Source organism: Bradyrhizobium sp. AUGA SZCCT0160 (genome assembly GCF_018130105.1).
GTDB lineage: Bacteria > Pseudomonadota > Alphaproteobacteria > Rhizobiales > Xanthobacteraceae > Bradyrhizobium.
The window spans coordinates 495,716-518,129 of record NZ_JAFCMD010000002.1 but is presented as its reverse complement, the minus strand read 5'-3'; the positions used below and the strand labels follow the sequence as shown (position 1 = coordinate 518,129).

24 protein-coding genes are annotated in these 22,414 nt (G+C 62.1%); 14 read left to right on the top strand and 10 right to left on the bottom strand.

Going from position 1 to position 22,414, the window contains the following annotated elements:
* Positions 1 to 47 precede the first annotated feature (47 nt).
* From JQ558_RS06080 to JQ558_RS06055, 6 genes are all read right to left on the bottom strand, one after another.
* Positions 48 to 269: a hypothetical protein gene (locus JQ558_RS06080; RefSeq protein WP_192738183.1), complete on the bottom strand. Its 222-nt coding sequence runs from the start codon at positions 267 to 269 to the stop codon at positions 48 to 50.
* Positions 270 to 427: 158 nt separating this feature from the next.
* Positions 428 to 1,870, bottom strand: a complete 1,443-nt coding sequence (locus JQ558_RS06075; protein ID WP_212293088.1) for a homospermidine synthase — start codon at positions 1,868 to 1,870, stop codon at positions 428 to 430.
* 48 nt (positions 1,871 to 1,918) lie between these two features.
* Entirely contained in the window at positions 1,919 to 2,308 is a 390-nt protein-coding gene (locus JQ558_RS06070) for a RidA family protein (RefSeq protein WP_211993997.1), read from the bottom strand.
* A 94-nt stretch (positions 2,309 to 2,402) separates the two neighbouring features.
* Positions 2,403 to 3,005, bottom strand: coding sequence for a GNAT family N-acetyltransferase (locus JQ558_RS06065; RefSeq protein WP_212293087.1), 603 nt, complete (start codon positions 3,003 to 3,005; stop codon positions 2,403 to 2,405).
* 119 nt (positions 3,006 to 3,124) lie between these two features.
* On the bottom strand, positions 3,125 to 4,267 hold the full coding sequence (locus tag JQ558_RS06060) for a type III PLP-dependent enzyme (protein ID WP_212211505.1): 1,143 nt from the start codon (positions 4,265 to 4,267) through the stop codon (positions 3,125 to 3,127).
* Positions 4,268 to 4,963: 696 nt separating this feature from the next.
* The gene (locus tag JQ558_RS06055; protein WP_212211503.1) at positions 4,964 to 5,224 is read right to left on the bottom strand and encodes a hypothetical protein; all 261 of its coding nucleotides are present in this window, start codon (positions 5,222 to 5,224) and stop codon (positions 4,964 to 4,966) included.
* Positions 5,225 to 5,435: 211 nt separating this feature from the next.
* Here JQ558_RS06055 and JQ558_RS06050 point away from each other — a divergent pair, with 211 nt between their 5' ends.
* The 10 genes from JQ558_RS06050 to JQ558_RS06005 all read left to right on the top strand — a co-directional run bounded on the left by JQ558_RS06050 (position 5,436) and on the right by JQ558_RS06005 (position 15,682).
* On the top strand, positions 5,436 to 7,526 hold the full coding sequence (locus JQ558_RS06050; RefSeq protein WP_212293086.1) for a M3 family metallopeptidase: 2,091 nt from the start codon (positions 5,436 to 5,438) through the stop codon (positions 7,524 to 7,526).
* A gap of 151 nt (positions 7,527 to 7,677) precedes the next feature.
* Complete coding sequence (locus JQ558_RS06045; RefSeq protein WP_212211500.1) at positions 7,678 to 8,313, top strand: DUF1007 family protein; 636 nt, start codon at positions 7,678 to 7,680, stop codon at positions 8,311 to 8,313.
* 122 nt (positions 8,314 to 8,435) lie between these two features.
* A complete protein-coding gene (locus JQ558_RS06040; protein ID WP_212211566.1) occupies positions 8,436 to 9,554 on the top strand; it encodes a nickel/cobalt transporter in 1,119 nt (372 codons plus the stop codon).
* Entirely contained in the window at positions 9,551 to 9,982 is a 432-nt protein-coding gene (locus tag JQ558_RS06035) for a nucleotidyltransferase domain-containing protein (RefSeq protein ID WP_312014717.1), read from the top strand. The genes JQ558_RS06040 and JQ558_RS06035 overlap by 4 nt, the downstream gene beginning before the upstream one ends.
* Complete coding sequence (locus tag JQ558_RS06030; RefSeq protein ID WP_212293085.1) at positions 9,982 to 10,344, top strand: HepT-like ribonuclease domain-containing protein; 363 nt, start codon at positions 9,982 to 9,984, stop codon at positions 10,342 to 10,344. Before JQ558_RS06035 ends, JQ558_RS06030 begins: the two co-directional genes overlap by 1 nt.
* Positions 10,345 to 10,348: 4 nt before the next feature.
* Positions 10,349 to 10,783, top strand: coding sequence for a thioesterase family protein (locus JQ558_RS06025; protein WP_212211496.1), 435 nt, complete (start codon positions 10,349 to 10,351; stop codon positions 10,781 to 10,783).
* A gap of 376 nt (positions 10,784 to 11,159) precedes the next feature.
* The gene (locus JQ558_RS06020; RefSeq protein WP_212293084.1) at positions 11,160 to 11,828 is read left to right on the top strand and encodes a response regulator transcription factor; all 669 of its coding nucleotides are present in this window, start codon (positions 11,160 to 11,162) and stop codon (positions 11,826 to 11,828) included.
* Between the two features lie 169 nt (positions 11,829 to 11,997).
* Positions 11,998 to 12,288: a circadian clock KaiB family protein gene (locus JQ558_RS06015; protein WP_212211493.1), complete on the top strand. Its 291-nt coding sequence runs from the start codon at positions 11,998 to 12,000 to the stop codon at positions 12,286 to 12,288.
* A complete protein-coding gene (gene kaiC / locus JQ558_RS06010; RefSeq protein WP_212211490.1) occupies positions 12,285 to 13,766 on the top strand; it encodes a circadian clock protein KaiC in 1,482 nt (493 codons plus the stop codon). Before JQ558_RS06015 ends, kaiC begins: the two co-directional genes overlap by 4 nt.
* 29 nt (positions 13,767 to 13,795) lie before the next feature.
* Entirely contained in the window at positions 13,796 to 15,682 is a 1,887-nt protein-coding gene (locus JQ558_RS06005; protein WP_212293083.1) for a response regulator, read from the top strand.
* 126 nt (positions 15,683 to 15,808) lie between these two features.
* Here JQ558_RS06005 and JQ558_RS06000 read toward each other — a convergent pair whose 3' ends face one another.
* Positions 15,809 to 16,138, bottom strand: coding sequence for a hypothetical protein (locus JQ558_RS06000; protein ID WP_212274542.1), 330 nt, complete (start codon positions 16,136 to 16,138; stop codon positions 15,809 to 15,811).
* A gap of 862 nt (positions 16,139 to 17,000) precedes the next feature.
* A complete protein-coding gene (locus JQ558_RS05995; RefSeq protein ID WP_192738169.1) occupies positions 17,001 to 17,399 on the bottom strand; it encodes an MAPEG family protein in 399 nt (132 codons plus the stop codon).
* 88 nt (positions 17,400 to 17,487) lie between these two features.
* Here JQ558_RS05995 and hemH point away from each other — a divergent pair, with 88 nt between their 5' ends.
* The 3 genes from hemH (at position 17,488) to JQ558_RS05980 (ending at position 20,248) form a co-directional block, all read left to right on the top strand.
* Positions 17,488 to 18,525, top strand: coding sequence for a ferrochelatase (gene hemH, locus JQ558_RS05990; RefSeq protein WP_212293115.1), 1,038 nt, complete (start codon positions 17,488 to 17,490; stop codon positions 18,523 to 18,525).
* A 155-nt stretch (positions 18,526 to 18,680) separates the two neighbouring features.
* Positions 18,681 to 19,694, top strand: a complete 1,014-nt coding sequence (locus JQ558_RS05985; protein WP_212211487.1) for an SPFH domain-containing protein — start codon at positions 18,681 to 18,683, stop codon at positions 19,692 to 19,694.
* A gap of 107 nt (positions 19,695 to 19,801) precedes the next feature.
* Entirely contained in the window at positions 19,802 to 20,248 is a 447-nt protein-coding gene (locus JQ558_RS05980; protein ID WP_212293082.1) for an NfeD family protein, read from the top strand.
* Here the strand turns inward: JQ558_RS05980 and JQ558_RS05975 are convergent.
* Positions 20,245 to 20,580 (bottom strand): helix-turn-helix domain-containing protein, encoded by a 336-nt coding sequence (locus JQ558_RS05975; RefSeq protein WP_212293081.1) that lies wholly within the window; start codon positions 20,578 to 20,580, stop codon positions 20,245 to 20,247. The two genes, JQ558_RS05980 and JQ558_RS05975, sit on opposite strands and share 4 nt — an antisense overlap.
* Before the next feature lie 72 nt (positions 20,581 to 20,652).
* Between JQ558_RS05975 and JQ558_RS05970 the strand changes: the two genes are divergently transcribed.
* Complete coding sequence (locus JQ558_RS05970; protein WP_212276541.1) at positions 20,653 to 21,204, top strand: carboxymuconolactone decarboxylase family protein; 552 nt, start codon at positions 20,653 to 20,655, stop codon at positions 21,202 to 21,204.
* Between the two features lie 119 nt (positions 21,205 to 21,323).
* On the opposite strand, the gene JQ558_RS05965 is transcribed toward JQ558_RS05970, so the two are convergent.
* Positions 21,324 to 22,337, bottom strand: a complete 1,014-nt coding sequence (locus JQ558_RS05965; protein WP_212293080.1) for an SIS domain-containing protein — start codon at positions 22,335 to 22,337, stop codon at positions 21,324 to 21,326.
* Between the last annotated feature and the right edge of the window lie 77 nt (positions 22,338 to 22,414).

Sequence of the window (22,414 nt, the reverse complement as noted above, 5' to 3'; positions counted from 1 at the left end):
GAAGTGGATACCGGTTCGCGTAAAGAAAACGCGTCAAGAATAAAGCTCTACTGCGCGCCCTTCAGCGTGCAGGAGGTCGAGCAGGTCGTCATCACGCCGCGCTGGCAGGAGATGCACACGTTAATGCACTGCTTCAGGTCCTTGGGATTGTAGGAGCTGTAGAGCTTGCGGGCGCAGTTATCGATCGAGCCGGTGATGTCGTTGTTGTTGTCAGGCTTGCACCCGGCCAAAACGACCGCCGATAGCATGATTGCGATAAAGACGCGCATTTCCACCGCTCCACCGGGGACGTCGCTGCGCAGAGACACAGGACGGCTCAAGGCCCTCGCAAAAGGGGTACCCTTCAGGATGGCGCGATTTCATTAAGCGAGCGTTACGCTGGCCAGCGACCCCTGATGCTGCAGTGCACCAGGGGTGGAACCCAACCTTACCGCACCAGAATGTTCCGGAACTGCCAGGGATCCGAGGTGTCAATGTCTTCCGGGAACAGGCCCGGCCGGTCCGTCAGCGGCGTCCAGTCGGTGTAAAAACCCTTTACCGGGCCGAGATACGGCATCTGGATTTCCAGCAGACGATCGAAATCCATCTCGTCGGCTTCGACGATGCCTTCGTTCGGGTTTTCCAGCGCCCACACCATGCCGCCGAGCACGGCGGAGGTCACTTGCAGGCCGGTGGCGTTCTGATAGGGCGCGAGTTTGCGGGTCTCTTCGATGGAGAGCTGCGAGCCGTACCAATAGGCATTGTTGTCATGGCCGAACAGCAGCACGCCGAGTTCGTCGATGCCGTCGACGATTTCGTTCTCATCGAGGATGTGGTGCTTTTCCTGCATCTTTGCAGCGCGGCCGAACATTTCATGCAGCGAGAGCACGGCATCGTCAGCCGGATGATAGGCATAGTGGCAGGTCGGCCGATAGATCGCCGTACCCGATGCGTCACGCACCGTGAAGTAATCGGAGATCGAGATCGACTCGTTGTGGGTGACGAGGAAGCCATACTGCGCGCCGCGGGTCGGGCACCAGGTGCGCACGCGCGTGTTGGCGCCGGGTTGCATCAGATAGATGGCGGCGCCGCAGCCGGCCTGGTGGGTACGCGCATTCTCGGGCATCCATTTTTCATGGGTGCCCCAGCCGAGTTCGGACGGCTGCACGCCTTCCGACAGGAAACCTTCCACCGACCAGGTGTTGACGAAGACGTCAGGCTCTTTCGGCGACTTGGAGCGCTGGGTGTCGCGTTCGGCGATGTGGATGCCCTTGATGCCGGCCTGCCGCATCAAATCAGCCCATTCGGCCTTGGTCTTCGGCTTGGGGGCATTGAGCTTCAGGTCAGCGGCGACATTGAGCAGCGCCTGCTTGACGAAAAAGGAGACCATGCCGGGATTGGCGCCACAGCAGGAGACGGCCGTCGTCGAGCCCGCGGGGCGCGCCTTCTTGGCGGCCAGCGTCGCTTCGCGAAGGGCGTAGTTGGAGCGCGCTTCCGGGCCCTTCGACGAATCGAAATAGAAGCCGAGCCAGGGCTCGTTGACGGTGTCGATATAAAGCGCGCCAATTTCGTTGCAGAGCTCCATGATGTCGGTGGAGCCGGTATCGACCGAGAGATTGACGCAGAAACCCTGGCCGCCGCCTTCGGTGAGCAGCGGGGTAAGCAATTCGCGATAATTGTCCCTGGTTACGCCCTGCTGGATGAATTTCACATTGTGCTTCTCGCAATGCGCCTTGCGGCCCTCGTCCTTGGGATCGATCACGGTGATGCGCGACTTGTCGTAATCGAGATGCCGCTCGATCATCGGCAACGTGCCTTTGCCGATGGAGCCGAAGCCGACCATGACGATGGGACCGGTAATCTTCGCGTAGATCTGCGAGGCGGGGCTCATGGGATGGTTTCTCCGGAAAGTGCTGGCGGACAGATGGTGAGGGGTGGATCAGGCGCTGCGGCGCTTGGCGGTCACTTCGATCTCGATCTTCATCTCGGGCTTGTAGAGGCCCGCGACCACCAGAAGCGTGGCGGCCGGGCGGATGTCGCCGAGAACTTCGCCGCAGACCGCGAAATGGGCATCCGCATCCCTGAGGTCGGTGATGTAGTAGGTCGCGCGGACGATGTCGGCCATCGCGAAGCCGCCTTCTTTCAAGGCGGCCTCGATGGTCTTGAAGCAGTTCCGTGACTGGCTCGTGACATCGTCAGGCATCGTCATGGTGGTGTAGTCATAGCCGGTGGTGCCGGCGACAAAGGCGAAATCGCCGTCGATCACGGCGCGGCTGTAGCCGGCGGTCTTCTCGAACGGCGAACCGGTGGAAATGAGACGGCGGGGCATCGGAACCTCGATTTGCGGCCTGATCCGGAGATAGCTGATTTGGCGCGGTTTAAGGGCTTTTCGCCGGACCGCGCAACCCCTCTGACGCGACGGCTCAGGCCGCGTGCGGCACAGTCCGTAGCGCCTTCTTCGCGCGCGATGCCCTTGCCTTGGCCAACGGCGCGCCGGACGTCGAGATCATGCCCCAGGCGCCATCGAGCGCGCCCTCGCGCAGTTCGAGGCCGAGCAGGCGGTCGCGCTCGAACGGGCCGGGCAGCGACAGCGCGCCGGTCTTCTCAGCCGAGAAGCCGAACCTGACGTAATAGGGCGCGTCGCCGAGCAGGATCACCGCGCGATGGCCACGCGCCGTCGCCGCCGCGAGCGCGTGGTCCATCAGCGCGGCCCCGACGCCAAATTGGCGGGAGGATTCCTCAACCGCCAGCGGGCCGAGCATCAGCGCCGGGATGCCCCCGGCGCTGACGTGCCACAACCGGACGGTGCCCACTAGCTTCCCCCGTGCCACGGCCGACAAGGCAAGGCCTTCGGCGGGCGTACGTCCGTCACGCAGGCGCTGGCAGGTGCGGTTAAGACGGTTTGCGCCAAAGCAGGCATCCAGCAGCGCTTCACGCGCAACGACGTCCGAAGCCCGTTCCGCACGGATCGCGAACGGAGCGGCATTCGGGGTGAGGGCAACAGTGGTCTTCCGCAAAGCAGTCATGGCACGTCAGTCCTCACTCGCACGGCTGTTCGAGCCGCGGAGCGTTGTCAGAAAAATCGCGAAATGAGGGATGGGAGCCGGCGCGCCGGCTCCCGGTTAGTCAGGCCTCAGCGGCCAGTTCAGATGTGGTAGGTCCGCAGCGGCGGGATGCCGTTGAACGCCACCGACGAGTAGGTCGACGTATAGGCGCCGGTGCCTTCGATCAGCAGCTTGTCGCCGATCTCGAGCGTAACCGGGAGCGGATACGGCAGCTTCTCGTACAACACGTCGGCGCTGTCGCAGGTCGGGCCCGCGAGCACGCACGGCGTCATGTCCGCACCGTCATGCGGGGTGCGGATGGCGTAGCGGATCGACTCGTCCATCGTCTCGGCGAGACCGCCGAACTTGCCGATGTCCAGATACACCCAGCGCACCTCGTCCTCGTCGCTCTTCTTGGAGATCAGAACGACTTCGGTCTCGATGATGCCGGCATTTCCGACCATGCCGCGGCCCGGCTCGATGATGGTTTCCGGGATCTGGTTGCCGAAATGCTTGCGCAGCGCGCGGAAGATCGACCGGCCATATTGCAGGACCGGAGGAACGTCCTTGAGGTACTTGGTCGGGAATCCGCCGCCCATGTTGACCATGGACAGGTTGATCCCGCGCTCGGCGCAGTCACGGAACACCGACGAGGCCATCGACAGGGCACGGTCCCACGCCTTCACCTTGCGCTGCTGCGAGCCGACATGGAACGAGATGCCGCACGGCTCCAGGCCCAGACGCTTGGCGAGGTCGAGCACGTCGACCGCCATCTCCGGATCGCAGCCGAACTTGCGCGACAGCGGCCATTCGGCGCCGGCGCAATCATAGAGGATGCGGCAGAACACCTTGGCGCCGGGCGCGGCACGGGCAACCTTCTCGACTTCGGCGGCGCAGTCGACCGCGAACAGGCGAATGCCGAGCGCGAAGGCACGCGCGATGTCGCGCTCCTTCTTGATCGTGTTGCCATAGGAGACGCGGTCCGGCGTCGCACCGGCAGCCAGCGCCATTTCGATCTCGGCGACGGTCGCGGTGTCGAAGCACGAGCCCATCGAGGCCAGGAGCTGCAGCACTTCCGGCGACGGGTTTGCCTTCACCGCGTAGAACACGCGGCTGTCCGGCAAGGCCTTCGCGAAGGTCTGGTAGTTGTCGCGCACGACTTCGAGGTCGACCACGAGGCAAGGCTCGGTGTCCTGGCCCTCGCTGCGGCGGTTGCGCAGGAATTCCTGAATACGTTCGGTCATAGCACCCTCCAAACGGCCCAGCGACGGGACCCGTTCAAATGTAAATCTCGGCCATAAGTGCTTCGGCGCAGTCGCACGATGGAGACGCGACTAGGCCTTGGACTCAGACCGAATAGTGCTGCCGTGGATTGGTTGGGAATTTCCCGCCCGCACACCTGGCAATGAAGGACAAGCCTTTTCAGTAGCCCGCGCCGGCGTTGGAATGCCGGTAGAGACCAAAAAAGCCCGATCCGTCGTTGCTTTAAGTCGCGTCCCCCGTTGAGAGCGGGGTGCGCCGGTTCGCCTCCGGCTGCCAGTCACGGTTGCAAAGGATGCAGAGACCTTCAACGGCATCTCTTGAGAGAGATGCTGGCCGCTAATGAAGCGACCCTCGGTTCTTCATCCCTTGGCGGCTGTCCGGCCTCTTGTCCGGATACCTACCGACTGACACACGACCACAGGCACGTGCGAAATTGGGCAAGAGTGCAAATAAGACTTTTGAATTCGCTTCGCAACATTTTTTTTAGGCTGTGGGCAAATTTCCCTAACGCGTGCTTACAGCAGCGCGCTCAGCGCGTCTCTTGACGTCGCCAGCGCGCGCTGGCGACGTCAAACATGAACAGCCGTTAAGACTTCTCGGGGAAATTACGGAGTGTTGTCGCGTGAAGTGGAATCGCGAAGCGGCTGCGCCGCAGCGCTTTCTTCGCTTCAAGCGCGTCAGCTGCGTTTCCAGAACGGCTCGATGCGCTGAGCTTGGCGGATGAAGCCGACCATGATCACGACGCCGATGGCGAACATCACCGCCTGCAGGATGTGCGCGCCGGTGTCGGAGAGTCCAAGCAGGATCGCGATCGCCCAGCCGCCGGCGAACGCCGCGCCGAACACCTCGGCGCCGATCAGGATCGCCGCCGAGATGACGGTGATGACGCTCGGCCAGATGATCTCGCTCTTGGCACCGGAAGAAGGCTGCATGCTCATGGAAACGGGTCCTGTTGGGTGGGCGCAATCTCTCCGAAAAGGCCTCCACTATCAAGCTTAAAAGGCCCAAAAATGCCGTATCGCGTGATATAGATTGACGCATCATTCAGAGCGTTTTCGAGCCGAAGCGGGTACCGGTTCGCCTGAGCAAAACGCGTCAAAAACAAGGCCTGGGGCCCGCAGCGGCTTCAGCGCGAAAACGGGATTTGTGATGTCGGAAACCCAGCAAAATGCAGCCCCTCCGGAAGCCCCGGCAAATCCGCTGCTCCGGCCGTGGCTGACGCCGTTCGAGACGCCGCCGTTTGCGGAAATTCTCCCCGAGCACTTCCTGCCGGCTTTCGAGCAGGCCTTTGCCGATCACGCCGCCGAGGTCGCCGCCATCACCCACGATCCCGCGGCGCCCGACTTTGCCAACACGATTACGGCGCTGGAGCGCTCCGGCAAGCTGCTCTCCAAGGTCTCCGCCGTGTTCTACGACCTGGTGTCGGCGCACTCCAATCCGGCGATCCTGGAGATCGACAAGGAAGTGTCGCCCAGGATGGCGCGGCACTGGAATCCGATCATGATGAACGCGGTGCTGTTCGGGCGCATCGCCATGCTCCACCACAACCGCGCCACGCTCGGCCTGACTGGGGAGGAGATCCGGCTGCTGGAGCGCACCTACACCAACTTCCACCGCGCCGGCGCCGGCCTCGACGAAGCCGCCAAGGCGCGCCGGGCCGAGATCAATGAGCGGCTGGCCGAGCTTGGCACCTCGTTCAGCCACCACCTGCTCGGCGACGAGCAGGACTGGTTCATGGAGCTTGGCGAGGACGACCGCGGCGGGCTGCCTGAAGCCTTCGTCGCCGCCGCCAAGGCCGCCGCCGAGGCGCGCGGGATGGCCGGCAAGGCGATCGTGACGCTGTCGCGCTCTTCCGTGGAGCCGTTCCTGAAGAGCTCGGATCGGCGTGACCTGCGCGAGAAGGTGTTCCGTGCCTTCACCGCCCGCGGCGACAACGGCAACGCCAACGACAACAACGCCACCGTGGTGGAGATCCTGGGGCTCCGCGAGGAGGCCGCGAAGATCATGGGTTACCCGACCTATGCGGCCTATCGCCTCGAAGACTCCATGGCCAAGACGCCCGAGGCGGTGCGCAGCCTGCTGGAGCGGGTCTGGAAGCCGGCGCGGGCGAGGGCGCTCGCCGACCGCGACGCGCTGCAGGCCATGATCGCCGAAGAGGGCGGCAATTTCGCGCTGGCGCCGTGGGACTGGCGCTACTACGCCGAAAAGCTGCGCCAGGTCCGCGCCAATTTCGACGATGCCGCGATCAAGCCGTATCTGGTGCTCGACCACATGATCGAGGCCGCCTTCGACTGCGCCACCCGCCTGTTCGGCGTCACCTTCGCCGAGCGCAAGGATATCCCGGTCTGGCACCCGGACGTCCGGGTCTGGGAGGTCAAGGGCGCCGACGGCAAGCACAAGGCGCTGTTCTATGGCGACTACTTCGCCAGGCCGTCAAAGCGCTCCGGCGCCTGGATGACCTCGCTGCGCGACCAGCAGAAGCTCGACGGCGCGATCGCTCCCTTGGTGATCAATGTCTGCAACTTCGCCAAGGGCGCCGACGGCGAGCCGTCGCTGCTGTCGCCGGACGACGCGCGGACCCTGTTCCACGAGTTCGGCCACGGCCTGCACGGCATGCTGTCCAACGTGAACTATCCCTCGCTGTCCGGCACCTCTGTCTTCACCGACTTCGTCGAGCTGCCCTCGCAGCTCTACGAGCACTGGCAGGAGCAGCCGCAGGTGCTGCGGCAGTTTGCAAAACACTACCAGACCGGCGAGCCGCTGCCGGACGAACTGCTCACCCGCTTCCTAGCCGCGCGCAAATTCAACCAGGGCTTTGCCACCGTCGAATTCGTCTCCTCGGCGCTGATCGACCTCGAATTCCACACCCAGCCGGCCTCGGCCAGCCGCGACGTCGGCGCGTTCGAGAAGGCGGAGCTGGAGAAAATCGGGATGCCCGCCGAGATCGCGCTGCGGCACCGGCCCACGCAATTCGGCCATATCTTCTCCGGCGACCATTATGCCTCGGGCTATTACAGCTACATGTGGTCGGAGGTGATGGACGCCGACGCGTTCGGCGCCTTCGAGGAGGCCGGCGACATCTTCGATCCCGCCACCGCCAAGCGCCTGCATGACGACATCTACTCGTCCGGCGGCTCGCGCGACCCCGAGGATGCCTATGTCGCCTTCCGCGGCCGGGAGCCGGAGCCCGACGCGCTGCTGCGCCGCCGGGGCCTGCTCGAAACGCCGGAGGCGGCGTGAGCTCTCTCTTTGTCGTCCCTGCCTAGTGCGCAATTGCGCACGGGCGCAGGGACCCATAACCACTAATGTTCGTTGTAAAGGAACGCCTTTGCCACACTGCCCAAACGAGACGACACGGCGTATGGGTCCCTGCGTTCGCAGGGACGACGTAATGCGTGTACTGTTCGGCTTCTTAGGCTTGATCGTCGCGTCGCTGCTCGGCGCTGCCCCAGCCCAGGCCCATCCGCATGTCTGGATCACCGCCAAGAGCGAGGTGGTCTACGCCCCTGACGGCGCGATCTCAGGCGTGCGCCACGCCTGGACCTTCGACGACATGTTCTCGACCTATGCGCTGCAGGGCATCGAGACGAAGACAAAGGGCGTCTACAGCCGCGAGGAACTGGCGCCGCTGGCGCAGACCAATATCGAGTCGCTGAAGGAATTCGGCTACTTCACCTTCGCCAAGGCCGACGGCAAGAAGGAGAGATTCCTGGAGCCGGTCGACTACTACCTCGAATTCAAGGATGACGCGCTGACGCTGCACTTCATGCTGCCCGCCAAGACGCCGTTCAAGGCCAAACAGGCCGCGCTGGAGGTGTTCGATCCCGCCTTCTTCATCGATTTCAAGTTCGAGGAGAAGGACCCGATCAAGCTGGTCGGCGCCCCCGCTGACTGCAAGCTGCAATTCCAGCGGCCCAATGACGGCACCGCCAATGCGCAGCGGCTCAACGAAAACAACTTCATGAACGGCGACAATTCCAACTACGGCGCCATGTACGCCAACAAGATTTTGGTGGATTGCCCGTGACCAAAGCGTTTTCCAGCGAAGTGGGTCCGGTTCGCGTCAAGAAAACGCGTCAAGAAAACGAATCTGGAGCCCCGTTTCGATTCGATCGAAACGGAAAAGGCTCCAGCTTCACCCACGCGCTCCTGATCGGGATCGTCGCACTCGCCGCCATTGTCGCGGTCGACGGCGTCCTCCACGCCCTGCTGGCGCAAAACCCGTTCGGCGGCCCCCGGCCGGCCAAAGCCCCTGAGCCGCAGGTCGGCGGCATCGTCGGCTGGCTCTTGGCCAAGCAATCGGAATTCTACCGCGAAATGTCGGCGACCATCCGCGCCGCCAAGTCCGACGGCTCGGCGGTCTGGACCCTGCTGGCGATCTCGTTTGCGTACGGGATTTTCCACGCCGCCGGCCCCGGCCACGGCAAGGCTGTCATCTCGTCCTATCTGGTCGCCAACCAGGAGACCGCGCGGCGCGGCATCGTGCTGTCGTTTGCGTCCGCGATGCTGCAGGCGCTGGTCGCCGTGCTGATCGTCGGCATCTGCGCCTGGCTGCTCAACGCCACCGCCAAGACGATGTGCGGGGCGGAGAAGGCGATCGAGATCGCGAGCTACGCCCTGATCGCGGCGTTCGGCGCCCGGCTGGTCTGGACCAAGGGCGGCGGATTTATGCGCGCGCTGCAGGCCAAGCCGGTGCCCGCGATGGCCACCGCTACTGCTACGGCCAGCCATCATCACAATCATGGCCACGATCACCATCACCACCACCATGAACATCATCACCATGCGCACGCGCACGCTGACGCCCATGCGCACGGTCACGCCCACGCGCACGCTCATGCTGACGCTCATTCCCACGCAGCCGACCACGTCCATGACGAGCATTGCGGCCATTCCCACGGCCCGACGCCGGATCAGCTTGCCGGTCCCGGCGGCTGGCAGCGTGGGCTGGGCGCGATCTTCGCCGTGGGCCTAAGGCCCTGTTCGGGCGCGATCCTGGTCTTGGTGTTCGCGCTGGCGCAGGGCCTGTTCTGGGCCGGAATCGCCGCGACCTTCGTGATGGGCCTCGGCACCGCGATCACGGTCGCGACCATTGCCATCGTCGCGGTGTCCGCGCGAGGCCTCGCCGAGCGCCTCAGCGCCGGCCGCGAAGGCGGCGGCGCGCTGATCATGCGCGGCATCGAATTCGGCGCGGCGGGCCTGGTGCTACTGTTCGGCCTCGGCCTGTTGTTCGGCTATCTCGCGGCAGAGCGGGTGACTTGTCTGTGATCCGTAGCCCGGATGAGCGCAGCGACATCCGGGGCGTGTCCCCGCATATCGCGAAGCTCATGCGGGCTACCTGCTACGTGATGCCGAGATCGAAAGGCGTGGAATCACCCGCCCGGATTTGCTATGATGTTGCTATGGAACGCGATGAGGCCATTAGCCGGTTGCGGCAGCACGAAGCCGATTTGAAGCGGCTTGGCGTCGAACATCTTTACATGTTCGGCTCAATGGCGCGTGGCGAGGCGAAACACGATTCCGACGTCGATCTCTTTTTTGATTACGAGAAGGGCAAGCTCGGCGTGTACGAGCTGATGGACGTGAAAGAGTACGCGGCCAGCATTCTCGGCCGGAAGACGGAAATCATGACGCGCGACAGCCTGCACAAGGCGCTGCGGGATACGATAGAAGCAACAGCCGTCCGCGTGTTCTAGTGATAACACGGTCGCTCATCCCCCGCTTAACGGACATCATCGAGGCGATCGAACGCGTCAATGGCGTATTGGCGGATGTGTCGCTCGAAGCGTTCGAAGGCGATTGGCAGCGACAGTGGCTCGTCGAGCGCGGTGTTGAGATCATTTCGGAAGCCAGTCGTCATCTTACGGACGACCTGAAGGCGCGCCATCCGGAAATCCCATGGCAGAAAGTTGCAGGGATCGGCAACGTACTGCGCCACGATTACGAGAGTATTGCCGCGCCCGTGCTATGGAAGTTGGTGCATGGCGACTTGCCGACATTGGAAAAAGCCTGTCGGTCTGAACTCGGCGCGGAAGAGCGGCGTCTTTCCGGGAAATGATCTGATGTCACGCGAGCAGTTCTGGTTCTTCCACCCGTTTCGAGTGCGCTATTCCGAAATCGACGGGCAGGGCGTTGTCTTCAACGCGCACTACCTGACCTATTTCGACACCACGATCACCGAATATTTCCGCGCGCTCGGCTACGACCAGTATGCCGACTCCCGAAAGACCGGGATCGACTTCCACGTCGTCAAATCGCTGATCGAGTACAAGGCGCCGGTGCTGTTCGACCAGGAGTTGGACGTCGGGGCGCGGGTGGCGCGGATCGGCAATTCAAGCCTTACCTTCGAACTCGCGATCTTTCAGAAGGGCAGCCATGAGGCGCTGGTGACCGGCGAGATCGTCTGGGTCTATACCGATCAGAAATCCCATCGTCCGGTCCCGATCCCGCAATCGATCCGGAATTTCATTGCGGCGCGGGACCGGCATCTGGCCTGACGCCGCGGTGGCTGCGGCAAAAACAACCCGACGGGCTGAGATCTCGTCATTGCGAGGAGCGACAGCGACGGCTTGTCCGCTGTAGCTCAACGAGCGAAGGTGGAAGCACTCCATCGTTTCGCAAGCGGCGTGATGGCTTGCTTCGCTCGCACGCAGCAGGCATTGCCTCGTTCATTCTACGCCGGCATTTTTGCTCAGGAACGCAGCAAAATTCTCCACTTTCCGATCGGAACCGCACCGCGCGAACTCATGACCGCTCCACGCTGCGAATAGTGCTGATGTACTATGGAGTTAGTAGGCCGGAACCAGTCCCCCTCCGCAACGTTATCTTGGCAACTTCCAATTTGCCGATCATGAGTCCACACAGGGGGCCGTCATGGACCAGGTGACGAGAGATTTTGGGCGCAACGAGGAGCTGGAGCAACTCGCTTCTGCCTTTACCGAGGGCGCTATTTTTGTCGATGCGACAGGACAAATTGTTTGGATCGATGAAAACCTGCGGCGTCGTCTCAACGGTGGCTTGCAGGATATTGCCTTGCCGATACCCCGGCCGGAAGGCCGGACGATCGATTGCTTTGTCGCGACTACCCAGGTCATGATTGACGGCAAACCTTCTCCGGTGTGCGTAATTCAACAAGCCGGCGAACAAAAGGAGCCTTCGCAGCTGATCGCAGCTATCGAGGCCGTTATGTCCGACAGTTCGTGGCTTACCCGAATGATCGTTGAGAAGTTCAACGCATTGCGTCAGGGCACGAGGTCGTCGCCGCGATCCTCCGACCTCGATATTCTAACGGGCCGCGAACGCGAGGTGCTTTGGCTGATTTGCGAAGGGCGAAGCGACTCCGAAATGGGCGAGATGCTTCATCTTTCCCAGAATACCGTGCGCAACCACATTGCGTCATTGTACCGCAAAATTGGCGTAAATCGCCGTAGCGCCGCGGTCATCTGGGCGCGGGAGCGTGCGCTCACGAGCCACGACGCGCTGAACGCGCGAGCGTCATCGAAGCGCTCGGGCCAAACGCCGCGAAGCGACGGCCTGTACTAGTAGGGTTGGTATTTCTCTCTCTCTTGCCGGAAAGCCGGCCACCGTGTCTTCTAGGACGAGTCATGGCGGCATTCGGATGTGCCGCCATGGTCCGCATGCGCGGTGCGAGGTCAGTGCGGCTTCATCGGCGACGCCCGATGTTTCTCAGCGCCAAGAAGGCGATTCCGACGTGACCAACCTCTTGCTTCGACTCTACATCGCCGGACCGTCAGCGACCTCTCGCCGAGCGGAGCAGAATCTGCGGCGCCTGCGAGACGTCGCGAAGGCGCGCGACGGACTGGCCGTCGAAATTATCGATGTGCTCAAGAATCCGGAACTCGCCGAGCAAGCTGCGATCATCGCCACGCCGACACTCGCTCTTGAACACCCTGTTCGCCCGCGGCGGATAATCGGTGATCTCAGCGACGTGGAGAGGGTCCTCGATTTTCTCGGAATCGAATCTGAAGGAACAAAAGCATGACCACAGAGGATGCCGACATTGCTGCCGTGCTGGATCGGGTTCAGACCGGCGTTCAGGCCTTCGATGAACTGGTTATGGGTGGGTTGCCTCGCGCTCGAACCACGGTCGTTGGTGGCACGCCTGGAAGCGGCAAAACGGTCTTCGCGACACAATTTCTCGCACACGGAATTACGACTTTTGGTGAGAATGGCGTGCTTGTAACGTTCGAGGAACCGCCGGCGGATATTGAAGCCAATATGCGGGGATTTGGCTGGGAACTGGCGAAATGGCGCAAAGACGGGCGCCTGGGATTTGTCGATGCCAGTCCGCCGGCAAGCGATGAATTGATTATCGGCGATTTCGATCTGGTTGGTTTGCTCTCTCGCGTTCAGCATGCAGTCAAGACCGTAAACGCCAAGCGCGTCGTTCTGGATTCGCTTACTCAACTTTTTGACCATTTTATCGGCGACCCGAAGATACTGCGTCGCGAGCTGTTTCATATCAGCAGCGCCCTCAAAAAGTCCGGCCTTACGGTGCTCATGACGGCGGAACGCAATAGTGAATATGGAGAGATCACGCGACATCGCCTGGAAGAGTTCGTTGCAGACAACGTCGTTATTTTGCGCAACGTCCTTTATCGCGAAAAGCGTCGCCGCACCATCGAGGTCCTCAAGATGCGCGGCAGCCATCACGCCGAAGGTGAGGCACCCTTTACCCTGCTGGCGAACCAGGGCGTCGTCGCTGTCCCGCTTTCCTCGCTTCGCCTGGAACAGCAATCAAGCACGGTGCGCGTCACAAGTGGAAATTCTGAAATCGACAAAATGTGCGGGGGCGGCTTTTTTCGCGACAGCGTGACGCTGGTGAGCGGTGCAACAGGCACCGGCAAGACCCTGCTCGTCACCAACTTTCTCGCCGGCGGCGTAGTCGCCGGAGAGAAGGCCATTCTGTTTGGGTATGAGGAAAGCAAAGGCCAGCTCTTCCGCAATGCGAGCGGTTGGGGCGCCGATTTTGCTCAGATGGAGGCTGCGGGAAAACTCAAAATCGTCTGTCTCTATCCTGAAGCGCAGGGGCTGCCGGATCATCTGCTCACCATCCAGAGCCTTGTCGACGAATTCCAGCCGAACCGCATTGCGGTGGACAGCCTCTCCGCGTTGGAGCGGATCGCCCCGGATACCGGGTTCCGCGAATTTCTGATCAGCCTTACCTCCTTCATCAAGAAGCGGGAAATTGCCGGGCTCTGTACCGCCACCAGCAAATCCCTCATCGGTGGTGAGAGCGTCAGCGAGCAGCACATCTCGACCTTGACCGATTCCATCATCTTGCTGCGCTACATCCAGGAGCAGAACACCATGAATAGAGGTCTTATGGTGCTAAAGATGCGAGGCAGCGAGCATGCCAAGGAAATTCGGAAGTTCACAATCGACAGCGCCGGCATGCACTTTGGCGAGTCCTTCAAAACCGCGCCAAACGTGTTCACCGGTGATGATATTGCACGATGAAGCGGTGAACAGGCGGCAAGGTCGATACCATGAATAGTGCGGATGCCAATTCCCGCAGCGGCATCGATCAAGCCGAGATTAGATTCCTTGTCGAGAAAAATGCCGACGGGATCATTGTGATTGACGAGAACGGAACCGTGCTGTTTGCGAACCCCGCCGCAGAGCAGATTTTCGGGCGGCAGGCCGAGCTATTGATCGGGCGTCCGATCGGAATACCGTTTATCGCCGGAGACACAGCTGAAATCGCCATCCACAAGCCGGACGGCGACCAAATTGACGCGGAAATACGGATTGTTGATACGACCTGGGATCGTCAGCCGGTCCGCCTTGCAAGCCTTCGGGATGTCTCGGCCCGCAAGGCCACCGAGGAACGTCTGAGACATTCGGCAAAAATGGAAGCGGTCGGACTGCTGACGGCGGGGATAGCGCACGACTTCAACAATCTTCTGACGGTCGTGCTGGGCAATCTGGAGAGCGCTCAACGTCGATTTGCTGCCACTGATCCTGCGTTATCGCGCGCGCTGGAAAATGCCAACCGGGGCGCACGACAGGCCGCGAAGCTCACGGAGAAATTGCTGGCGTTTGCGCGGCGGAAACCGCTCGAACCCCAGTTGCTTGACGTCAACCGTCTCGTTTCCGGGATGTCCGATTTGCTCCAGCGCACACTCGGCGAGCAGATCGTCGTGCGGACCGGATTGATCAAAGACCCTTGGAACGTTGAAATCGATCCCACAGAACTCGAAGCGGCGATTCTGAACCTTGCGGTCAACGCACGCGACGCGATGCCGTCGGGTGGGCAACTTGTGATCGAAACGTCCAACGTCGAACTCGATTCCGAGCATCCGACAGTCAACGCCGATATCGCAAGTGGGCCCTATGTTCTCATTTCCGTTACAGACACGGGAATGGGGATGACGCCCGATGTGCTCAAGCAGGTTTTTGAGCCGTTCTTCACGACAAAGGCTGGCGGGCGCGGGACGGGTTTGGGGTTGAGCCAGGTCTATGGGTTTGTCAGGCAGAGCGGCGGTCACGTGAAGCTTTACAGCGAACCCGGTATCGGCACATCAGTCAAAATTTATCTGCCGAAGGTCATGGATGCCGCTGTTCCCACCTGGACTCCTGTCGCGGAGCCGCAGGCGGCCGCGGATGCGCCGCGCGCCAAACAAGGCGAGACAGTTCTCGTCGTCGAGGACGAAGCGGACGTTCGTAGCTACACGGTCAATAGCCTGCGCGAGTTGGGTTATCGGGTCTTTGAAGCCATTGACGGACGGTCCGCGCTTGAGATCCTTACCCGCGAGAATGACATTTGCCTGTTGTTTACCGACCTTGGGCTGCCGGGCGGCATGGATGGCCGAGTTTTGGCGGAACGCGCTCGGGCAAACCGCCCCTCTATTCAAGTCTTGATGACAACGGCTTACGCCGCCGGCGCCTTGGTCCACGAGGGCAGGCTTGATGCCGAGATTGAATTGCTCAACAAGCCCTTCACCTACGCCGCGCTCGCAACGCGAATTCGTGAATTGCTGGATCGTCAACGGGAGCAGCGGGAGACGCGCATTCTCGTGGTTGAGGATGAATTCCTGGTCCAAATGTTTCTCGCAGACGTTCTCGTTGACGCGGGATGCGTCGTCCTGGGGGCTGCAAGCGCCTCGGAGGGGTTGACGAAATTTCGGGCTGAGCACGGCGAGCTTGCCGGCGCAATTATCGACCTTGGATTGCCAGACCGGCGGGGTGACGAATTGGTTGCGGATATTCGCGCAGTTCAACCTGATCTGCCGATCATCCTGGCGACCGGCTATGCCGACGACAGCGTTCGTCGCAGATTTGCGCATGATGAACGATTGGTATTCCTCTCCAAACCATTTGAGTCCGAAAGCCTTTTGGCGGCACTTCGAAGGTTCGGTATTCGGTGCAGTTAGATAACGGGCGTCTTTGCCGGAACCGCGTAGGGGTCTATTTCATGCGAGGGGTTACGGTAACGGTGCATTTTATCGTTCGAACGGCGGACTGCACTTTCATCCCCACCCCATCCTGCGCGTTCAGGATTATAGCGAGTTGATGATGATGATTGCGATCGCCAGGATGAGCAGAACCCACCATATCTGGACGGCGATGGCTGCGAAGCCGAGGACGGCCGCGATACCTGCCAGCAGCTTTCCTTCCTTCATGATGATTGCGACGACGGCGAAAGAGATGGCGATCACGCCGAGCGCGGCCGCCCCCGTTGAGAGTACCTCGTTCCAGGTCGCCTGACCGACGAGCCCGGAAAGATAGACCCCCGGCACCAATTGCGTCAGCGCCGAGACCAGCAGCGCCAACAGGCCTGTCACGCTGCCGATAATGCTGAACCGGCGGGATTGTACGGCACTATCCATCACAGTATCCATCACATGAAATCTCCCCCGTCGCCTTGGAGCGAGCCGCGCTGATGCAGCCTTGGTGCGATCCAGCCGCTTGAAGGTTCAATGTGAACTGAGGGTGCCCCAGGATGGCTGCCGCCGACCAATGCGGCTAAGGCAGCCATGCCTGCGGCAAAACAACCCGACGGGCAGATCAGTTCTGAGTTTCAGAAATCATGTCAAGCCCCTAAATAAAAAATAGTTCTGTTTACCAGAAGGCAAATCAGGCGTATGTGTTGGCCATCCCGTCCTGGTCAGAAGGGCGTCGGCCGTCGTCACGGACGTTGGACGGGTTGCGGTGGACGCTGGTTTACGCCTCGACGACGGCGTGGATAAGCGTACGGCAAAACCGTGTGGTCCTGGCACCCGTTGCAGGTGTCAAGCTGTCGGGTAGGCGAGAGCTGAACGACAACGACGGAGTCAACCAAGAACTCGTCTCCGGGGAGATCACGGCATAAGCCGTAAAGCCATTGCGCAGGGAAGGCCGGGTGTTCTCCGCTGCCCTGTATGCTCGTGTGCAGCATTTCTTGTGCTAACCGCACACGGGACCGCGGGTGCAGCGCGCACCCGGTCTTCCCTGCGCCCTCTCTATGAGAGGGCGGGAAGTTTCTGGCAAAGCTCGGGCGCATTGCGTCGCGAGAATGCGAAACTGCGTTTGGATGATGGTGCAACCACAAACACCACCGTCGTCCCGGCCTTGAGCCGGGACCCATAACCACAGGAAGAAGTTTTGCGAATGGTCTCTGCTACCGCGCCTCTATCGAAAGATCCCGCGGTATGGGTCCCCCGATGCGCAATTGCGCATCTGAGCTCAAGGCCGGGACGACGAGAGATGGTACTACCCCGGCAAATACCCCTTGACCGCCGGCAGGAAGAAGATCGCGATGTTGATCGCAAAGCCGATGGACCACAGGATCGAGCGCAGCGTCGGGCGGTTGCCGAGATAGGTGAAGACATAGGCGATCCGCACGATCAGGAACAACACCGCCAGCTCGTCGATCAGGTGTTGCGGCCCGAGGCGAAACTCGGCGAGCAGCACCGCGACCGCGAAAAACGGAAACGCCTCGATGCCGTTCTGATGGGCGCCCAGCGCCCGGGCGCGGATCGGATCCTCGTAGAAATCGGGGTCGCGGGGCCTGGCATTGTCGAAACGGCGAAACCCGATCCATTTGACCGAGGCGATCGTCAGCAAGTACAGCAACAGCGTTCCGAAAACGCACCATTCGGCGACCGTCATGGTTCCTCCCGCCCGCGGCAAGACCTCAGCGTATCGAACCGATGCTTGTCTTGACAAGGATGGTGCAACGCGCGAAGCCACGGAAATCATGACCGTGGTCGTTCCCATAGGAAGTGCGAAGCCTGCGCCGGAAGCCAAGCCGGAGCGTGTCGGCGTGCTGCTGGTCAATCTCGGCACGCCCGATACGGCCGATACCAGGGGCGTGCGGGTCTACCTCAAGGAATTTCTCTCCGACCCGCGCGTGATCGAGGACCAGGGGCTGCGCTGGAAGCTGATCCTCAACGGCATCATTTTGCGCATCCGTCCCCGCCGCAAGGCGCGCGACTACCGGAAGATCTGGAACGTCGAGAAGAACGAATCGCCGCTCAAGACCATCACGCGCGCGCAGGCCGAAAAGCTGGCGGAGGCGATCGCGGACCATGACCACGTCGTGGTCGATTGGGCGATGCGTTACGGCAATCCGTCGATCCGCTCGCGCATCGATGCCCTGACCGCGCAAGGCTGCGACCGTCTCCTGGTCGTGCCGCTCTATCCGCAATATTCCGCGGCGACCTCGGCCACCGTGTGCGACGAGGTTTTCCGCGTGCTGGCCGGCATGCGCGCGCAGCCGATATTGCGGGTGACGCCGCCTTATTATGACGACCCCGATTACATCGACGCGCTGGCGGTCTCAATCAACGCGCATCTGGCGACCTTGGCGTTCCAACCCGAACTGATCGTCGCCTCATTTCACGGCATGCCGCAAAAGTATGTCGACAAGGGCGATCCCTACCAGGCGCAGTGCATCGCAACAACGGACGCGTTGCGCCGACGCATGGGGCTTGATGCCTCCAAACTGCTGCTTACATTTCAATCGCGCTTCGGCTTCGACGAATGGCTGCAGCCCTACACCGACAAGACCATCGCGCAGCTCGCGAAGGATGGTGTCAAGCGCATTGCCGTGGTGACCCCCGGCTTCTCCGCCGATTGCCTGGAGACGCTGGAAGAGATCGCGCAGGAAAACGCCGAAATCTTCAAACACAATGGCGGCGAGCAGTTCGCGGCGATCCCCTGCCTCAACGACTCCGAGCCCGGCATGGACGTGATCCGCCAGCTCGTGTTGCGCGAGCTCCAAGGCTGGATTTGATATTTTCCTGGTCAGACAGCATACATCTGGCGGGCGTCAAACGGCTCCCTACGTAACCATTGCTAGAGAACAGCCGGGCTGAACCGGCGGTGGCATCCGGCAGACATATGGACGACCGCGTCCGGCAACGGTCTTGCCGGTTTTGGAGGGAATTCATGACTGGTTTCGACATTTTCGCGATTGCGTTTTTGCTGCTGGTCATTGTGACCCTGTTCGCCGGCGTCAAGACGGTGCCGCAAGGCTATGACTGGACCATCGAACGGTTCGGCAAATACACCCGCACGCTGTCGCCGGGGTTGAACATCATCGTTCCCTATTTCGACCGCGTCGGCCGCAAGATGAACATGATGGAGCAGGTGATCAACATTCCCGAGCAGGAAGTCATCACCAAGGACAACGCCACCGTGACGGTGGACGGCGTCGCGTTCTTCCAGGTGTTCGACGCCGCCAAGGCCAGCTACGAGGTCGCCCATCTCGAGCAGGCGATTATCGTGCTGACGATGACCAACATCCGCTCGGTGATGGGGTCAATGGACCTCGACCAGGTGCTGTCGCACCGCGACGAGATCAACGAGCGGCTGCTTCGCGTGGTCGATGCCGCGGTGTCGCCGTGGGGGCTGAAGGTCAACCGCATCGAGATCAAGGACATCGTGCCGCCGGCGGACCTTGTGGAAGCCATGGGTCGCCAGATGAAGGCCGAGCGCGTCAAGCGCGCCGACATTCTGCAGGCCGAAGGCCAGCGGCAGTCGGAGATCCTGCGCGCCGAGGGCGCCAAGCAGGGCCAGATCCTGCAGGCCGAGGGCCGCAAGGAAGCCGCGTTCCGCGACGCCGAGGCGCGCGAGCGTTCCGCCGAGGCCGAGGCCAAGGCGACGCAGATGGTTTCCGAAGCCATCTCCAAGGGCGACGTTGCCGCGCTGAATTACTTCATCGCCGACAAATACATCAAGGCGTTCGGGCAATTGGCTGAATCGCCGAACCAGAAGATCCTCATGCTGCCGATCGAGGCCACCAGCATTCTCGGCTCGCTGGCCGGCATCGGCGAGATCGCCAAGGCGACCTTCGGTGACGCGGCTACCGCGGCAGTCGCGCGGCGTGGTTCGGTGCCGAGCACCGGTCCCGCCACGCCGCCACCGCCACCGCCGCCGTCACCATTCTCGCCGCAGCGGTGAGGGACTTCCCTCTCCCGCGCTTGCGGGGGTCGAGACGAGCGAAGCTCGCTCTTAGGGTGCCGAGCGAAGCGTTGATGGATCGCACGAGTTGATAGAGAGGTCGTGTCATGGCCGACATATTTGCTACCCTGGGCACCTGGAACTGGCTGATCTTCGGCTTCATCCTGATGGCGTTGGAATTGCTGGCGCCGGGTGTCTTCCTGTTCTGGCTCGGTCTTTCCTCGCTGATGGTCGGCCTGGTGTCGTTTGCGATCAATCCGTCGTGGCAGGCGCAGCTCTTGATGTTCGCGGCGTTCGCGGCTGCGTCGGTGCCGGCGTGGCGGCATTTTGCCAAGAGCGCCGGCAGCAGCAGCCAGAGCAACCCGTTCCTCAACCGGCGGACCGAAGCGATGATCGGCCGGGAGTTCACGCTGGAAAAACCGATCGTTGGTGGCACAGGCACGGTGCGGATCGACGACACGATCTGGCGCGTCGCGGGCCCCGATGTGCCGGCCGGCAGCCGCGTCAAGGTCGTGCAGGCCGATGGGGCGAGCCTGACGGTGGCGGTGGCCTAGATTTGCTTGCTCCACCGCTCCGCAAAGCGGTGGAGAGGAAGGAAGGTTTCGTTCAATTCGAGGCCGAGCCCGGTCAGGCCATAGCCATCGCCCGGCAGCAGTTCGATCAGGCCGGCCTCGCGCAGTTCGGAGAGCCGGGTCTGCATGACCGTCGGCGAGGCCTCGTCGCAGGCGGTGCGCAGCGCGCGCGAGGTCAGCGCTCCCTCGCGCAGCTCCCACAGGATGCGCAGGGTCCAGCGGCGCCCGAGCAGGTCGAGCAGCGCCATCACCGGCCGGCCGGTGCGGGAGCCGCGGACCGCGCGTTTCTTCATAACAGGGGCCTGTTTCGGCATCGGGAAGCCTCTTGCGAGCTGCTACAGATATTGTAGCGTGTTGCTACATTTATTGTAGCACAGGAGTGAACGATGTCACAGACCGCGCCCCGGATCGCGCCGCTGCAGCCGCCTTATCCACCCGAGATTCAGGGGCAATTCGACCGCATCATGCGCGGCGCACCGCCGCTGATGCTGTTCCGGGTGATGGCCGGCCAGCCCCGCGCCTGGGAGAAGTTTCGCGCCGGCAGCTTGCTGGATCGCGGCCCGCTCAGCTTGCGAGAACGCGAGATCGTGATCGACCGCACCTGCGCGCGGACCGTTTGCGAGTACGAATGGGGCGTGCACGTCACGACGTTTGCCGAAGCCGCCCACCTGACCGCCGAACAGGTCCGCGCTACCGTGCTCGGCGATGCCAAGGCCGCCTGCTGGTCGGAAGCCGAACAGGTATTGATCGCAACCGCCGACGCGCTGCACGACCGCGCGACGCTTGATGAGACCGAGTTCAAGGCGCTGTCGGCGCATTATGACGACGCGAAAATCGTCGAGATCATCCAGCTCTGCGGCTTCTATCGCACGGTGTCATATCTGGCCAACGCGCTGGCATTGCCGCTGGAGGAGACGGCGGCGCGATTTCCGAAGTGAGATGTCGCCCCGGCGAACGCCTGTAGGGTGGGTTAGCCGAAGGCGTAACCCACCATCTTCGTGCGTCGTGGTTCGGTGGGTTACGCTTCGCTAACCCACCCTACGAAGTCCCCTTGGGCCTAGGCCACGCCCGCGCGCAGCAAATCATGCAGATGCACGATGCCGACCGGCTTGCTGGCGTCGGTCACGATCAAAGCGGTGATCTTCGACGAGTTGAGGATCTCCAGCGCCTCGCCCGCGAGCAGGTCACGGCCGATGGTCTTGGGATTCTTCGTCATCACCTCGTCGACGGTGGCGGTCATCAGATCGGGCCGCATGTGGCGGCGCAGATCGCCGTCGGTGACGATGCCGACGATATGGCCGCGACCGTCCGTGATGCCAACGCAGCCAAAGCCCTTCGACGACATCTCGACCAGCGCATCCGACATTTTGGTGCCGAGCGGCTTCAGCGGCACCGCGTCGCCAGCATGCATGAGGTCGCGGGTGTATTTCAACAGCGCGCCGAGCTTGCCGCCGGGATGCAGCACGCTGAAATCGACCGAGGTGAAGCCGCGGCCTTCCAGAAGCGCGATCGCCAGCGCGTCGCCGAGCGCCAGCATCATCAGCGAGGAGGTGGTCGGCGCCAGATTATGCGGGCAGGCCTCGCGCGCCTTCGGCAAGGTCAGCGCGACGTCGGCGGCCTTGCTCAGCGTCGATTCCCGGTCCGCGGTCATCGCGATCAGGGGAATGGAAAAGCGGGTGGCATAGGTGATGAGATTCTTCATCTCCGGCTGCTCGCCGGACCATGACAGCGCCAGGATGACGTCGTCAGCGGTGATCATGCCGAGATCGCCGTGGCTGGCTTCGGCGGCATGGACGAAGAAGGCCGGCGTGCCGGTAGAGGCAAAGGTCGCGGCGATCTTGCGGCCGATATGGCCCGACTTGCCGAGCCCGGTCACGATCAGCCGGCCCTTGGCGTTGCCGATGCAATCGACGGCCGCCGCGAACGGCGCGCGGAGGTCGGACTGCAGCGCCGCCGTGATGGCGGCGATGCCGCCAGCCTCGACATCGAGCGTGCGCAGGGCCGACTCGATGGCGGCGTTCGCATGATCGGTGCCGGATGATTTTGCCATCAGCGGTTTCGGCTTGGCCATGTCTCAAATCCAGGGAGGAGGGGCAAAGCCCCCGGACCCCTCCTTAGCACGGCCGATTTGGCGATGCGACGCGGGCC